A 14,252-nucleotide genomic window follows, 5' to 3' on the forward strand; every position below is an offset into this window, starting at 1 on the left:
TTTTTTTTTATAGATCACGGTCCCTCCAGTTTTACTCCTATTAAGTCGTGGGCCACCTCAGAATTGGTTAAGAGACAGCCCAGGTTTCCGCCCGAATTTCCCCCCCCCCCCCCACGCCTCGGACGCCGGCGGGCCGGGTGCCACCGGCGGCCCGCCTTCGCCGTGGAGGAAACGGTTCCGCATACTGATACGGCAGGTGATCACGGACTGGAGGACGCGTGGCGGAGGCCGACGGGGCAGAGGACAGGAAGCCCCAGTCCGACGAGGCGCACAGCGCCTTCACGCCGCCGCCCGGGATGGAACCGGAGGCCCTCGACGAGGACCAGCCCACCTCGGAGTTCGCCCGTCCGGCCGGCGCCGAGCCGGTGCAGCCCGAGCCCGGGGGTTCGGCCTTCGCCACCCCGGCCACCTACAGCGCCGCGCACTCCCCGCCCGCCTACACCCCCGGCCAGGACTTCCCCCTCGCCCAGCTGAAGGAATCCCCCTGGCAGGACCGCATGCGCACGATGCTGCGCATGCCGGTCGACGTCCGTCCCGTACCGGATCTCGTGCACCGGCCGAGCGAGGCCGGGCCCGCCGTGGGCCGCGTGCTCGACCTGACCCTGCGCATCGGCGAGCTGCTGCTCGCGGGCGGCGAGGGCGCCGAGGACGTGGAGGCCGCCATGTTCGCGGTGACCCGCTCCTACGGGCTGGACCGCTGCGAGCCCACCGTCACCTTCACCCTGCTGTCGATCACCCACCAGCCCTCGCTGGTGGACCACCCGGTCTCGGCGAACCGGACCGTGCGCCGCCGCGGCACCGACTACAACCGGCTCTCCGCCGTCTACCGGCTGGTGGACGACATCAGTGCCCCCGAGATCGAAATCTCGCTGGAGGAGGCCTACCGGCGCCTCGCCGAGATCCGCCGCAACCGGCACCCGTACCCCGGCTGGATGCTCACCTCCGCCGCCGGGCTGCTCGCCGGCGCCGCCTCCACCCTGGTCGGCGGCGGGGTGCTGGTCTTCATCGCGGCGGCGCTCGGCGCGGTCCTCGGCGACCGGCTGGCCTGGCTGTGCGCCGGCCGCGGGCTGCCGGAGTTCTACCAGTTCGTGGTCGCGGCGATGCCGCCGGCCGCGATCGGGGTGGCGCTGAACATGACCGGGATCGACGTCAAGGCCTCCGCCGTGATCACCGGCGGGCTCTTCGCACTGCTGCCCGGGCGGGCCCTGGTCGCGGCCGTGCAGGACGGCCTGACCGGCTTCTACATCACCGCCTCCGCCCGGCTGCTGGAGGTCATGTACCTCTTCATCGGCATCATCATGGGCGTGCTGGTGGTGCTCTACGTCGGCCTGCAGTTCGACGCCTCCCCCCGGCCGGAGGAGGTCCTGGAGATCCAGCAGCGGCCGCTGATCCAGATCGCGGCTTCGATGGTGCTCGTCTTCACCTTCGCGATCCTGCTCCAGCAGGAACGTGCCACCGTGTTGATCGTGACCCTCAACGGCGGGGTCGCCTGGGTCACCTTCGGCGCCCTGCACTACGCGGGCGAGATCCCGCCCGTGCCGTCCACCGCCATCGCCGCCGGGCTGGTGGGCCTCTTCGGGCAGCTCTTCTCCCGCTACCGCTTCGCTTCCGCCCTGCCGTACGTGACGGCCGCCATCGGTCCGCTGCTGCCCGGCTCGGCGACGTACTACGGGCTGCTGCTGATCGCCGAGAACCGGCTGAACGAGGGGCTGGGCTCCCTGGTGAACGCGGCGGCCATCGCGCTGGCCATCGCCATCGGGGTCAACCTGGGGTCGGAGACCTCCCGGCTGTTCATGCGCATCCCGGGGGCCGCGAGCGCCGCCAAGCGCCGTGCGGCGAAGCGGACCCGAGGCTTCTAGCCATACGGGGTACGCGTACGCCCCGCGGGCCGGTGCGTGCCTGCGGGGCGTACGTGAGGGCGGCGGGGCTAGCGCTTGGCGTGGCGGCCGCGGGTGCCCGGGGCCTGGAGGCCCGGGCCGTCGACCGCGGCGGCCTCGGGCTGCGCCTCGACGGCGTTCGCCTTGTTCTCCTTGCGGGCCTTGAGCACCTCGAAGATCACCGGGATGACCGAGATGAGGACGATGCCCACCAGGATCGGCTCGACGTTCGTCTTGATGAACTCGATCTGGCCGAGCCAGTACCCCGCGACCGTGACGCCCGCGCCCCAGCCGATGCCGCCGATGATGTTGTACGTCAGGAACGTGCGGTACTTCATCGAGCCGGCGCCGGCGACCATGGGCGCGAAGGTGCGGATGATCGGCACGAAGCGGGCGAGCACGATGGCCTTCGGGCCGTGCCGGTCCATGAACTCGTGCGCCTTGTCGAGGTTCTCCCGCTTGAAGAGCTTGGAGTTCGGCCGGTTGAAGAGCTTCGGGCCGAAGAACTTGCCGATCATGTAGCCGACCTGGTCGCCGATGATGGCGGCGGCCACGATCAGGGTGCAGACCAGCCACAGCGGCTGCTTGATGTACTGCCCGTCCGCGACCAGCAGGCCCGCCGTGAACAGCAGGGAGTCGCCGGGCAGGAACGCGAAGAGTCCCGACTCGGCGAAGACGATGACCAGAATGCCGATCAGGCCGAAGTGCGAGATCAGGTAGTCCGGGGACAGCCACTCAGGGCCGAGCGCAATCGTGTACACGGGTTCCGGACTCTCCTGGATCGGGGGGGCGTGCCGGGGACAGCAGGCGGTTGCGGGCAAGGTAAAGACGGTCTCAATTATCAACGCACACGACCCCCTCCCGGTTCCAGTACCGGAGGGGGGTCGGATGCGTGACGTTCCGCTTACACCTTGCGCACGGCGTTCGCCAGGATCGCGTCCCGCAGGTGCTCGGCGAGACCGGGCTTCATGGAGTCGTAGTACTCCTTGAACCGCTCGTCCGCCACGTACATCTCACCGAGGCCCGTGTGGATCTCGTACGAGCAGTCGTAGTACCAGGTGCTGATGTGCCGGCGGTGCTCCTCGGCCATGTCCATCGCCGCCTCGCCGTCGGCGGACTCGCCGGCGTCCATCAGGGCCGCGTACCGGACGCTCCACCCGGCGACCTCGTCCTGGATCCGCCGCCAGTCCTCCTTCGTGTAGGTGGCGACCCGCCGCTGCGACTCCGCGTAGGCCTCGGTGCCGCCCCAGCGCTGCTCCGCCTCCTCCGCGTACTGCTCGGGGTCCTTGTCCCCGAAGACCTCGAACCGCTCCTCGGGAGTGAGGTTGATGCCCATCTTCTTCGCCTCCATGGCGTGCTCAACGGCCTTGGCCATCTGCTGGAGCCGGGCGATCCGGTCGGTCAGCAGGGCGTGCTGCCGCCGCAGGTGCTCCCGCGGATCCGATTCCGGGTCGTCCAGCAGGACCGCGACCTCGTCGAGGGGGAAGCCGAGCTCCCGGTAGAACAGGATCCGCTGCAGCCGGTCCAGGTCGGCGTCGTCGTACCGCCGGTGACCTGCGTGGCTGCGGCCGCTCGGGGAGAGCAGACCGATCTCGTCGTAGTGGTGCAGGGTGCGCACCGTGACTCCGGCGAATCCGGCGACCTGGCCCACGGAGTAGCCCATCTTCCCGTCCCCCTCATCTGGTTGGGTACGCCCTTCACTGTGGTCCCTCACGTGGCGTGAGGTGCAAGCCCCCGCTCCGGGCCTATCTGCTCAGGCCGCGGAACCTCGCCACCGCCAGCGGGAAGAACACCGCCAGCAGCAGGAGCGGCCAGCCGACGGCGAGCAGTGCGGCGTGTTCGGAGGCCCAGGACGGGGACGCCGCCGCCGGGTTGCCGAACAGGTCGCGGACCGCCGTAGCCGTGGCCGACATCGGGTTCCATTCCACCACCGTCCCCAGCCAGCCCGGCATGGCTTCCGGCGTGGCGAAGGCGTTGGAGAGGAAGCCCACCGGCCACACCAGGATCTGCACCGCCTGAACCAGCTCGGGCCGGCCCGCGACCATGCCCAGGAAGATCCCGATCCACAGCATCGCGAAGCGCAGCAGCAGGAGCAGTACGAAGGCCGACAGCGCGGCCGCCGGCGAGCCGTGCCAGCGCCAGCCGAGCAGCAGGCCGACACCCGCCAGGACCGCCAGCCCCACGGCCGACTGGAGCATGTCCGCCGCGCTGCGGCCGACCAGGACCGCGGCGGAGGACATCGGCATGGCGCGGAACCGGTCGATCACCCCCTTGCCCAGGTCCTGGGCGACCGCCGTCATGGTCGCCTCCAGCCCGAAGGCCATGGTCAGCGCGAGCATGCCGGGCACGAGGAACTCGACGTACTCGCCGTCGATCCCGCGCCCGCCGCCGACCAGGAAGCCGAACATCAGCAGCATCATCACGGGGAAGACCAGGCCGACGAGCATCTGCACCGGCTGCCGTGCCCAGTGGGCGAGCTCGCGCCGGGTCATCGTCCAGGAGTCCACGGCCACCCAGCCCGCGGCGGACATCGTGTGCGGCGTCATGCGGCCACCCCCGTGGAGTCCGCGCGGTCGGCGTCCGTACGGTCGGTGTCCGTCCTGCGGTCGGTGTCCGTGCGGTCGGTCAGGTGCAGGAAGACCTCGTCGAGCGTCGGCCGCCGGACCGAGAGGTCCGCCGCCTCGATGCCCGCCCCCTCCAGCGTGCGCAGGGTCAGGGCCAGGCCGGCCATGCGGTCCTCCACCGGGAAGCCCAGCGTGAGGGTGTCCGCGTCCACGGCCGGGTCCGGCAGCAGCGCCGCCGCCTGCGCGAGCCGGGCCGCGTCCCGCAGGACGACGACGATCCGGTCCGGCCCGACGCGGGACTTCAGCTCGTCGGCCGTGCCTTCGGCCGCCACCCGGCCGGCGTCGATCAGCGCGATGCGGTCGGCCAGCTGGTCCGCCTCCTCCAGGTACTGCGTGGTCAGCAGGACGGTCGTGCCGCCGCCCACCAGCGAGCGGACGGCGCTCCACACCTCGGCGCGGCCGCGCGGGTCGAGCCCGGTGGTCGGCTCGTCGAGGAAGAGCACCTCGGGCTCGGTGATCAGGGACGCCGCGAGGTCGAGCCGGCGCCGCATGCCGCCGCTGTACTGCTTCACGGGCTTGCGGCCGGTGCCGGCGAGGCCGAACCGGTCCAGCAGCGCGTCGGCCCGCAGCCCGGCCCGCCGCGCGCCCAGGTGGTGGAGGCGGCCGAACATCTCCAGGTTCTGGCGCCCGGACAGTTCCTCGTCGAGCGCCGCGTGCTGGCCTAGCAGCCCGATCCGGGCGCGGACGGCCGCCGGGTCCTTCCGTACGTCGTGGCCCGCCACCCGGACCACGCCCTCGTCGTGCCGCAGCAGGGTGCTCATGATGCGGACCGCCGTGGTCTTCCCCGCGCCGTTGGGGCCGAGCACGGCGTGCACCGTCCCGCGTGTCACCTCCAGGTCCAGTCCGGCCAGGGCCGGCTTGTCGCCGTACCGCTTGTGGACACCTTCGACGAAGATCGCCAATGGGATTCCACTCCTCACGCTCGACGTGTTAGTCAAATTTGACTAGCAGGATCGCCAAAGTAGTGCCCGGAAACGGGCTAGTCAAACTTGATTAGGCGTAGGGGTTCTCCTGGCCGTCCGCCAGCACCCCGACGAAGGGGTCGCCGCCCTCGCCCGCGAAGGAGTAGGCGCCCCCCTCGATCCGGGCGATCAGGCCGCGGGTCCACTCGGCCTCGGCGTCCGCGGAATGGACCCAGCGGTGCATGATCTCGCCGATGTGACCCAGGGCCTGCGGGCCCTCCTCGGGCGTGTAGTAGTCCGTCACCGACGTCCGCCAGGCCGCCAGCTTCGCCAGCCGCTCCCGCAGCAGGGCCAGGACCTCCGCCCGGGGCAGGTCGACCATGAAGCCGATCGCCGCCGAGAGGAGGTCCGTCTTCTGGTCGAACGCCGCCAGGGCCTCGCGGAGCAGCTTGAAGTACTCCTCGCGGCCCGCGTCCGTCACCTCGTACTCCATGCGCGGCGGACCGCCCGCCGCGCTCGGAGCCACCTCGTGGGCGTGCAGGACGCCCTGCTTCGCCATCTGCTTGAGGGCGTGGTAGATCGAGCCGGGCTTGGTGTTGGACCACTCGTGGGCGCCCCAGTACTCCAGGTCGTTGCGCACCTGGTACCCGTGCGCCCGCCCGTGCTGGCGGACCGCGCCGAGGACGAGAAGCCTGATCGCTGACATGCGGCCAGGCTAGTGGGCGGACCCTCAGCCCATGGCGCGGGTGCCGTCCAGGGACTCCCGGACGATGTCCGCGTGGCCCGCGTGCCGGGCGAACTCCTCCACCAGGTGCAGGAGCATCCAGCGCATCGAGACCTTGCCGTCCTTAGGGAACCAGGGCGCCGGCGGGAGCGGGAAGGTGTCGTCCAGGCTCGGGAGGGCGGCGACGAAGGCCTCCGTCTCCCGCGCGACCTCGTCCCAGAAGGCCAGGACGGATGCGATGGACTCGCCCTCCACCAGACGGAAGGCCTCGCCCCAGGTCTCCTGGGTGCGCTGCCGCTCGTTCGGCGCCTGCTGGGCCATCCGCAGCCAGCCCAGCTCGACCTCGGCCACGTGCTTGAGCACGCCGGACAGGGTGAGCTCGCTGGCGGTGGTGCGGCTCGCCGCCTGCTCCTCGCCGAGCCCGAGGAGCGATTCGCGGATCGCCGTGCGCTGGGCCTCGACGAAGGCGAGGAGCGTGCCCCGCTCGTCGCCGAGGACCTCGGTGGAAATCTGGGCCATGACCGGACCGCCTCTGTGTGGGATGTGCCGGGGGTCCTCCCCCGACACCTCACACGCTACGGACCCTTGCGGTCAGGAACTGTCCTAGATGCCCGCTCAGTTCGGGGAGATCTCCCCGTCCGGCCGAATGGCCGGCAGCGCGGTGGCGGGCTGCGGGAGCAGGGCCTTGGTGAGGTCCTGCTTGCCCGTCGGGTCCAGCCCGTACATCGCCTCGTAGATCTTGCGGACCGCCGGCCCCGACGCACCGGAGCCGGTGCCGCCCTGCGAGATCGTCATGACGATCGCGTAGTCGTCGGTGTAGGAGGCGAACCACGAGGTGGTCTGCTTGCCCTGGACCTCGGCCGTGCCCGTCTTGGCGTGCATCGGGATCTGCTTCTGCGGCCAGCCGCCGAAGCGCCAGGCGGCGCTGCCGTTGGTGGCCACGCCGGCGAGGGCCTCGTCGATGTCGTCGCGGGTCTTGCGGTCCATCGGCAGCTTGCCCTGCTCCTTGGGCGCGATCTCCTGGACCGACTTCCCGTCGGCGCTGACGACCGCCTTGCCGACGCTGGGCTGGTGGAGGGTGCCGCCGTTGGCGATGGCCGCGTAGACGGAGGCCATCTGGACCGGGGTGACGAGCGTGTCGCCCTGCCCGATCGAGTAGTTGATGGCGTCACCCTCACGCAGCTGGTTGCCCTGGCGGCAGTTCTCGTAGGCGATCTTCTCGGCGAAGCTGCCGTTCTTCTTGCCGTCCCGGCACCAGGCGTCCTTGTTCGCGTCGAAGAAGTCCTGCTTCCACTTGCGGTCGGGGATCCGGCCGGGGACCTCGTTCGGCAGGTCGATGCCGGTGCGCTTGCCCAGCCCGAACTCGTGCGCGGTCTTGAGGAACCAGTCGTTCGGGTCCTTCTTCGGCTTGATGCCGCCGTCCTTCTTCCACTCCTGGTCCGCGATCGCGTAGTAGACCGTGTCGCAGGAGACCTCCAGGGCCCGGCCGATGGTGATGTCGCCGTGGCCCTGCGATTCGAAGTTCGTGAAGGTCTGGCTGCCGACCGAGTACGAGCTGGGGCAGGGGTAGCGGTTGTTGAACGGGTATCCGGCATTGACCGCGGCGGTCGAGGTGACCACCTTGAAGATGGAGCCCGGTGCCGCCTGGGCCTGGATCGCCCGGTTCAGCAGCGGGTAGTTGGACTCCTTGTCGGTGAGGCCGGCGTAGTCCTTGGCGGAGATGCCGCCCACCCAGGCGTTCGGGTCGTAGGTCGGGTTCGAGGCCATCGCGACGATGCGGCCGGTCTTGGTCTCCATCACCACCACGGAGCCGGAGTCGGCCTCGTAGTTGCGGCCGGTGTTCCTGTCGTTGACCTTGCGGGCATCGATCATCGCGTTGTTCAGCTCGCGCTCGGCCACCGCCTGCACGCGCGAGTCGATCGAGGTCACGATGTTCGAGCCGGGCTGCGCCGGATCGGTCTCGCCCTGCCCGATGACCCGGCCCAGGTTGTCCACCTCGTAGCGGGTGATGCCCGCCTTCCCGCGCAGCTCCTTGTCGTACGTGCGCTCCAGGCCGGAGCGGCCCACCTGGTCGGAGCGCAGGTACGGGGAGTCCGTCTTCTTCGCCTTCGCGATCTCCTCGTCGGTGACCGGCGAGAGGTAGCCCAGCACCTGGGAGGTGTTGGCCTCGTCGGGGGCCGCGTAGCGCCGCAGGGCGGTCGCCTCGGCGGTGATGCCCGGGAAGTCCTCGGGGTGCTCACGGATCTGCAGGGCCTGCTCGGTGGTCGCCTGGTTGCTGACCGGGATCGGCTGGTACGGGGACCCGTTCCAGCAGGGCTGCTTGGTCTTGGCGTCGCAGAGCCGGACCTTGTCGATGACTTCCTGGGCGTCCACGCCCAGCACCCCGGCGAGCCGGGTCAGCACGGACCTGCCCTTGTCCTTCATGGTCAGCAGCTCGGTACGGCTGGCGGAGACCACGAGGTGGGTGGCGTTGTCCGCGAGCGGAACCCCGCGCGAGTCGAGGATCGAGCCGCGCACGGCGGGCTGGACCACCTGCTGGACGTGGTTGTTCTTCGCCTCGTCCGTGTACTCCTGGCCATTGCGTATCTGGAGGTACCAGAGCCGTCCGCCCAGGGTGAGCAGCAGCGAAAAGACCACGATCTGGATGACGACGAGCCGGTTCTGGACCCGAGGGGTCCGTCCGGTCTCCGGTATGTTGCTCAACGCTGATCTCCCCCGGACGCATGCCGTACGCCCGGCTGAGTCTAGAACGGGAAGCGGCTCCGCCCGTGCTGCACCGAGATCCACTTTTGGGTGGTGAATGCCTCGACGGTCGCCTCGCCGTTCAGTCGGCCCAGGCCAGAGGCCTTCTCGCCGCCGAAGGCGGCCAGCGGTTCGTCCCCGATCGTGGAGTCGTTGACGTGCATCATGCCCGTCTCGATGCGCTGCGCGAAGCGGACCCCGCGCTCCACGTCCCGGGTGTGCACGGCGCCGCTCAGGCCGTAGGGGGTCGCGTTGGTCAGCCGTACGGCCTCGTCCTCGCCGTCGAAGACCACCAGCAGGGCCACCGGGCCGAAGATCTCCTGGCCCAGCAGCGGGGAGTCCTCGGGGAGCCCGGCGAGCACCGTCGGTTCGACGAGGTTGCCGCGCGTAGACCCCCGTACGAGCGCCTGGGCGCCGGCTTCCACGGCCTGGTCCACCAGCGCGGTCAGGGCGTCGGCCTGGAAGGAGTTGATCAGCGGGCCGATGTGGGTGTCGGCGTCGTGCGGGTCACCGGTCTTCAGTCCCCGCACGCGGGCGGTGAACTTCTCGGTGAACTCCTCCGCGACGGCCGCGTCGACGAGGATCCTGTTGGCGGCCATGCAGACCTGGCCCTGGTAGACGAAGCGGCTGAAGACGGCCGCGTCCACCGCGTAGTCGAGGTCGGCGTCGTCGAGGACGACGAGCGCGCTGTTGCCGCTGAGCTCCAGGACCGTGCGCTTGAAGTGGCGGGCGGCGACCGCCCCGACGTGCCGGCCGACCCGGTCCGAGCCCGCGAAGGAGATGACCTTGGGGACGGGGTGCGTCAGGAGCGCGTCACCTATCTCGGCTATGTCGGTGACCAGCACGTTCAGCAGACCGGCCGGCAGTCCCGCGTCCTCGAAGATCTTGGCGATCAGCCCGCCGCCCACGACCGGCGCGTTCTGGTTGGGCTTGATGACGACCGCGTTGCCCAGCGCCAGGGCCGGGCCGATCGACTTCAGGGTGACCAGGAAGGGGAAGTTGAAGGGACTGATCACGGTGACGACGCCGACGGGGAGCCGCTGGACCCGGTTCTCCTTGCCCTCGACCGGCGAGGCGAGGATCTTCCCCTCGGGGCGGACGGCCAGCTGGATCGACTCGCGGATGAACTCCTTGGCGAGGTACACCTCGTACTCGGCCTTGGGACGGGTCCCGCCGAGCTCGTCGATCATCGCCTCGACGATCTCCTTCTCGCGCTCCTCGGTGATCCGCAGGGCGCGCTCCAGGATCGCGCGTCTGATGTAGGGGCTCGTGGCCGCCCACTCCGGCTGGGCGCGCTCGGCGCCGCGGTAGGCCTGGTCCACCTGCTCGACGGTGGCCACGGTGATGGCCGCGAGCTTCTCCCCGTTGTACGGGTTGACGTCGATGATGTCCCACGAACCGGTGCCGGCCAGCCATTCGCCGTCGATGTACTGGTGAGCGAGGTCGCTGAATATGGACATGCCATCCCTTACTGCGAGCGCGCACCCGTGCGCTGCACCGGAGACCGATCGGTCATCATGCACTGATCAGACGTCATACTACGTGCGAATCAAGACAGTTGAAGCAGGCCACGAAGAAGATCCCTGGTCCGGTCGGGGTCGGGGCAGTCGGCCTGGAGCCGCTCCATCGCCCGCTCGTACTGACCCACTTCCTCGTCCTTGTCCAGGTAGAGGGCGCTGGTGAGCTGTTCCAGATAGACGATGTCCTGGAGGTCCGACTCGGGGAAGCGCAGCAGGGTGAAGGCTCCGCTCTCTCCCGCGTGGCCGCCGAAGGAGAAGGGCATCACCTGGAGCTGCACGTTGGACCGCTGGGAGACCTCGATGAGGTGCTCCAGCTGGCCGCGCATGACGTTGCGGTCGCCGTACGGGCGGCGCAGCGCGGCCTCGTCGAGGACGGCGTGGAAGACCGGTGCGCTCTCGGAGACGAGGACCTTCTGCCGTTCCAGGCGCAGGGCGACGCGGCGGTCGATCTCGGCAGCGGTGGCGCCCGGCATGCCGCGGCTCACGACGGCGTGGGCGTAGGCCTCCGTCTGCAACAGGCCGTGGACGAACTGGACTTCGTAGATCCGGATGAGCGAGGCGGCGCCCTCCAGGCCGATGTACGTCTGGAACCACCCGGGCAGCACGTCGCCGTAACTGTGCCACCAGCCGGTCGCGTTGGCCTCGCGCACCAGCCCCAGCAGGGACTCGCGCTCGGAGGTGTCCGTGACCCCGTAGAGCGTCAGGAGGTCCTCGACGTCCCTTGCCTTGAAGCTCACCCTTCCCAACTCCAAGCGGCTGATCTTCGATTCGGATGCGCGGATCGAGTAGCCGGCCGCCTCACGGGTGATGCCGCGGGATTCTCGGAGTCGCCTGAGCTGGGAGCCCAGGAGGATGCGGCGCACCACAGAACCGCTTGCTTCTGCGGTCACTAGTACTGCCCTCCCCATCGCATTGGCGTGCGCGTGGTGTGCGCGTGCGTCGCGGGGCCCCCGCACCCCAGGGCCCGCAGTCTGCCACCAAAACGCATCGGGCCGTACTCGTTCTGTAACGGAATCCCGGCTCCGGGAAAAGAAGTCCGTAAGTATGCGTAGGAAGAAATGAGCAAGAACCGTCACGTGAGGGGACAGGTCCGGCGCGTGCACGTGCATCTGCCCTTGCATCCGGCTCGCGCATTCGGAACGATGGTCCCCGCGCACCTGCGTGCTCCTCGCGCCGGCGCCGGACCCACCCCGCAGTTCTCTTTGGACAAAGCCGCCGCTTCGTCCGCGAATCCCGGGAGTGCCTCGCATGGGGACGAATGGATCGACCATGCTCGAGCCGTTACGGCAGGGGCTTCCCCCGGTCGACCCCACGGCTGTCTCCGGGTCCGCCTCCTGCGCTCTGCCCGCACGGTTCGACGCGGTGCGGGGCGCGCGCACTTTCACCCGGTCGACGCTCACCCAGTGGGGCCTCGACGACCGCTTCGACGATGTGGCCCTGGTCGTCTCCGAGCTCGTCACCAACGCGTTGCGCCATGCCCTGCCCGAGGATTCGCGGGGCCCGGACGCCGAGCCGGAGCCCCCGGTACGGCTGCACCTGATGCGGTGGAGCACCCGGCTGGTGTGCGCGGTGCGCGACCCCAGCGAGGACCGGCCCGGCGGGGCCTTCTCACCGGAGCGCACGGAGGAGAACTTCGACCTGGAGTCCGGGCGCGGGCTGTTCCTGGTGGACTCGTACAGCGACAGCTGGGGCTGGCACCCGCTCGCGGGGCGGCTCACCGGCAAAGTGGTCTGGGCGCTGTTCCTGATCCAGGACTGACGGGCCGACGGGCCGACGCAAGAGCCACGGTCAAGACAACTGGCCGGGACCGATCACTGCGATCGGTCCCGGCCAGTGCACGTGCATGGCTTGATGGGTGCGCCGTTCCGTCAGCCGATCAGGTGATCGAACTCGCCGTCCTTGACGCCCAGGAGCAGGGCCTCTATCTCGGCCGGCGTGTAGACGAGTGCCGGTCCGTCCGGGAAGCGCGAGTTGCGCATGGCGACGTCGCCGCCGGGCAGCTTCGCGAACTCCACGCAGGAACCCTGCGAGTTGCTGTGTCTGCTCTTCTGCCACGTCAGCTCAAACAAGGAAGCGAGTTCTGCAGCTGCCATCCCGTTGTACGCGTGGTCCACAGGAAGCCCCCGATAGTGCAGATGTCAACTCCTCCGGATCATAGCTGTGTTCACAAGCGGCTGCACGGGCAGATGCACGTGCACGCGGGGTGGTCCCTTGATCACAGACAGGTCTGCCCTCACGGCTCGGCGCCCGGGCCAGGGCGGCCGCGCCCGGCAGCGGGTCGTGCCCGCGGTCCGGGAGGTGGGTCTCCAGGAGCTTCGCGCGCGCCCAGGGCCCGCCTGTTCGGCGGCAGCGCGGGCCGGCCCCCGGCGACGCACCGGATCCCCCGCGGCCGACCAGGATGCCGCCGAAGCGGGCGACGGGCCGCGAGAAGGTCTGACTGAAGTTCCGCCGCGCGACCATCACGGAGGCCATCGGGGCCCAGCAGGCATGCCCGAACGGCAGCGCGTGACCGATCGCCAGGCCGGCACGGACCACGGCCGTCACCGGCACGGCGTGCCGCATGACCGGCGACCCGGGCCGCAGTTCGGCCCGTACGGCGCCCACGGGGGGCGGGGTGACGGTGGCGCGCTCAGTGCGACGAGCGGTTCGAGGCGGGTCCGCTCGACGGCCGCGCCCAGGTGTTCGGCTCCAAGAGGCTGCCCGACATGGCCCGCTCGCTGGGCAGATCCGTGCGGATCCTGAAGTCGGAGGCGCGGGCCCTGCGCGCGGAGGACGACCCGAAGCGCTGACGGACAGGGCCTAGCGGGACAACGGCTTGCGCTTGCCGCCCACGTGGGCGCGGTCCGCGGCGGCCGTGCCGTCCTCCCAGCCCGCGTGGTCGGTGGCGCCGCGCAGCCGGGTGGTCGTGGTGCGGGGGAACATCTCGTCCGCCCGCGAGGTGACGGCGACATCGCGGGCCACCAGCGCGGGCAGGTTGTCGGGGGCCTCCGTGGCCGTGTGCTCGGCCGTCTCGGCGAGCCGGTGGCCGAGCCGGCTGGCGTAGGCGAGCAGGAAGGACTGCCTGAAGGTCTTCGTCCGCTTGCGTCCGCCCGAACGCTGCGCGGCCTCGGCGCGGGTCATCGCCGCCGTGCCCTGGACGAGCAGCGAGGTGTAGAGCAGCTCGACCGCCTCCAGGTCGCTCTCGAAGCCGACCACTGTGGAGAACTCGAAGCCGCTGTTCCACACCGCCCGGCAGCGGTTGGCGGTGGCCACCGCGTCGAGCAGCACCGCCTTCGCCTCCTCGTACGGCGGCTCGACGCCGATCCGGCAGGCCCCCGGCACCTGCGCCGGAGCGCCGCCGCGCGCGGCCACCAGCGCCTCGTCCACGGTGTGCCGGGCCATCAGCTCCTGGGCCTTGGCGCTGAGCGCCTCCGCCTCCTCCGGGAAGGTGGTCGCCTCGGCCTTGGCGAGCAGCGCCCGGATCCGTCCCAGCATGCGCGGCTCGATGTGCGCGTGCTCCAGGGCGTCGGCGGCCGGGTCGCCGGGAACCGGACCCACCGGTTCGATGGAGGGCAGCCGGATCAGCAGCCGCAGCACCTCCAGGAAGGCGGTGGCGAGCGTGAACCGATCCGCCCGTTCCCGCTGCGCGAGCTGTTCGGCGTACGTGTCGTCGCCCGTCCACCACACCTCGGCGTCGGTCCACCGGTCGGGAAGCCGGGCGTAGCGGCGCGCCTCGGCGGCGATCAGGTCCCCGGTGATCCGCAGGTGCCGCTCGTCGAGGTCCCGTCGGACCAGTCGCAGCACATCGGCCGGCCGTGTGGTGGGCCTCGATCAGCGAGGCGGCCTCGTCGTAGATGATCGGGTCGATGAGGTCGTGCAGGGTC

At 70.3% G+C, this 14,252-nt stretch carries 13 protein-coding genes and 2 pseudogenes; 3 read left to right on the plus strand and 12 right to left on the minus strand.

What is annotated here, in order from left to right:
* Positions 1–218 precede the first annotated feature (218 nt).
* A complete protein-coding gene (locus PV721_RS32860) occupies positions 219–1,859 on the plus strand; it encodes a threonine/serine ThrE exporter family protein (RefSeq protein ID WP_319730801.1) in 1,641 nt (546 codons plus the stop codon).
* A gap of 68 nt (positions 1,860–1,927) precedes the next feature.
* Here PV721_RS32860 and PV721_RS32865 read toward each other — a convergent pair whose 3' ends face one another.
* The 9 genes and pseudogenes from PV721_RS32865 to PV721_RS32905 all read right to left on the minus strand — a co-directional run bounded on the left by PV721_RS32865 (position 1,928) and on the right by PV721_RS32905 (position 11,297).
* The gene (locus PV721_RS32865) at positions 1,928–2,638 is read right to left on the minus strand and encodes a DedA family protein (protein WP_416371232.1); all 711 of its coding nucleotides are present in this window, start codon (positions 2,636–2,638) and stop codon (positions 1,928–1,930) included.
* Positions 2,639–2,781: 143 nt separating this feature from the next.
* The gene (locus PV721_RS32870) at positions 2,782–3,540 is read right to left on the minus strand and encodes a MerR family transcriptional regulator (RefSeq protein ID WP_319730803.1); all 759 of its coding nucleotides are present in this window, start codon (positions 3,538–3,540) and stop codon (positions 2,782–2,784) included.
* 82 nt (positions 3,541–3,622) lie between these two features.
* Entirely contained in the window at positions 3,623–4,423 is an 801-nt protein-coding gene (locus tag PV721_RS32875; RefSeq protein WP_319730805.1) for an ABC transporter permease, read from the minus strand.
* Positions 4,420–5,403: an ATP-binding cassette domain-containing protein gene (locus tag PV721_RS32880; protein WP_416371233.1), complete on the minus strand. Its 984-nt coding sequence runs from the start codon at positions 5,401–5,403 to the stop codon at positions 4,420–4,422. The genes PV721_RS32875 and PV721_RS32880 overlap by 4 nt, the downstream gene beginning before the upstream one ends.
* Positions 5,404–5,494: 91 nt before the next feature.
* Entirely contained in the window at positions 5,495–6,109 is a 615-nt protein-coding gene (locus tag PV721_RS32885; RefSeq protein ID WP_319730807.1) for a PadR family transcriptional regulator, read from the minus strand.
* A gap of 24 nt (positions 6,110–6,133) precedes the next feature.
* Positions 6,134–6,646, minus strand: a complete 513-nt coding sequence (locus tag PV721_RS32890) for a DinB family protein (RefSeq protein WP_319730809.1) — start codon at positions 6,644–6,646, stop codon at positions 6,134–6,136.
* A 108-nt stretch (positions 6,647–6,754) separates the two neighbouring features.
* Positions 6,755–8,830, minus strand: a pseudogene (gene mrdA, locus PV721_RS32895) (penicillin-binding protein 2); the annotation flags it as partial.
* A gap of 41 nt (positions 8,831–8,871) precedes the next feature.
* Positions 8,872–10,329: an aldehyde dehydrogenase family protein gene (locus tag PV721_RS32900; protein ID WP_319730810.1), complete on the minus strand. Its 1,458-nt coding sequence runs from the start codon at positions 10,327–10,329 to the stop codon at positions 8,872–8,874.
* A gap of 89 nt (positions 10,330–10,418) precedes the next feature.
* Complete coding sequence (locus tag PV721_RS32905; protein WP_319730812.1) at positions 10,419–11,297, minus strand: helix-turn-helix transcriptional regulator; 879 nt, start codon at positions 11,295–11,297, stop codon at positions 10,419–10,421.
* A gap of 340 nt (positions 11,298–11,637) precedes the next feature.
* Here PV721_RS32905 and PV721_RS32910 point away from each other — a divergent pair, with 340 nt between their 5' ends.
* Positions 11,638–12,147, plus strand: a complete 510-nt coding sequence (locus tag PV721_RS32910) for an ATP-binding protein (protein WP_319730814.1) — start codon at positions 11,638–11,640, stop codon at positions 12,145–12,147.
* Positions 12,148–12,257: 110 nt separating this feature from the next.
* Here PV721_RS32910 and PV721_RS32915 read toward each other — a convergent pair whose 3' ends face one another.
* Together PV721_RS32915 and PV721_RS44110 are read right to left on the minus strand one after the other, a co-directional pair.
* The gene (locus tag PV721_RS32915; RefSeq protein WP_030656519.1) at positions 12,258–12,503 is read right to left on the minus strand and encodes a DUF397 domain-containing protein; all 246 of its coding nucleotides are present in this window, start codon (positions 12,501–12,503) and stop codon (positions 12,258–12,260) included.
* Positions 12,451–12,951, minus strand: a complete 501-nt coding sequence (locus tag PV721_RS44110) for an FUSC family protein (RefSeq protein ID WP_416371234.1) — start codon at positions 12,949–12,951, stop codon at positions 12,451–12,453. The genes PV721_RS32915 and PV721_RS44110 overlap by 53 nt, the downstream gene beginning before the upstream one ends.
* 116 nt (positions 12,952–13,067) lie before the next feature.
* Between PV721_RS44110 and PV721_RS32925 the strand changes: the two genes are divergently transcribed.
* Positions 13,068–13,178, plus strand: coding sequence for a twin-arginine translocase TatA/TatE family subunit (locus PV721_RS32925; RefSeq protein WP_319730817.1), 111 nt, complete (start codon positions 13,068–13,070; stop codon positions 13,176–13,178).
* A gap of 10 nt (positions 13,179–13,188) precedes the next feature.
* On the opposite strand, the pseudogene PV721_RS32930 reads toward PV721_RS32925, so the two are convergent.
* Positions 13,189–14,184: pseudogene (locus PV721_RS32930) on the minus strand (DUF2786 domain-containing protein); the annotation flags it as partial.
* Positions 14,185–14,252: the final 68 nt, after the last annotated feature.

The sequence above is a fragment of the Streptomyces sp. MB09-01 genome (genome assembly GCF_033794505.1).
Lineage (GTDB): Bacteria > Actinomycetota > Actinomycetes > Streptomycetales > Streptomycetaceae > Streptomyces.

What these genes read in the sequence shown, in the direction of transcription:
- PV721_RS32870 (WP_319730803.1), bottom strand. Translation starts at nt 3,540, where the DNA reads ATGGGCTACTCCGTGGGCCAGGTCGCCGGATTCGCCGGAGTCACGGTG.
- PV721_RS32875 (WP_319730805.1), bottom strand. Translation starts at nt 4,423, where the DNA reads ATGACGCCGCACACGATGTCCGCCGCGGGCTGGGTGGCCGTGGACTCC.
- PV721_RS32885 (WP_319730807.1), bottom strand. Translation starts at nt 6,109, where the DNA reads ATGTCAGCGATCAGGCTTCTCGTCCTCGGCGCGGTCCGCCAGCACGGG.
- PV721_RS32890 (WP_319730809.1), bottom strand. Translation starts at nt 6,646, where the DNA reads ATGGCCCAGATTTCCACCGAGGTCCTCGGCGACGAGCGGGGCACGCTC.
- PV721_RS32900 (WP_319730810.1), bottom strand. Translation starts at nt 10,329, where the DNA reads ATGTCCATATTCAGCGACCTCGCTCACCAGTACATCGACGGCGAATGG.
- PV721_RS32905 (WP_319730812.1), bottom strand. Translation starts at nt 11,297, where the DNA reads ATGGGGAGGGCAGTACTAGTGACCGCAGAAGCAAGCGGTTCTGTGGTG.
- PV721_RS32910 (WP_319730814.1), top strand. Translation starts at nt 11,638, where the DNA reads ATGGGGACGAATGGATCGACCATGCTCGAGCCGTTACGGCAGGGGCTT.
- PV721_RS44110 (WP_416371234.1), bottom strand. Translation starts at nt 12,951, where the DNA reads ATGCGGCACGCCGTGCCGGTGACGGCCGTGGTCCGTGCCGGCCTGGCG.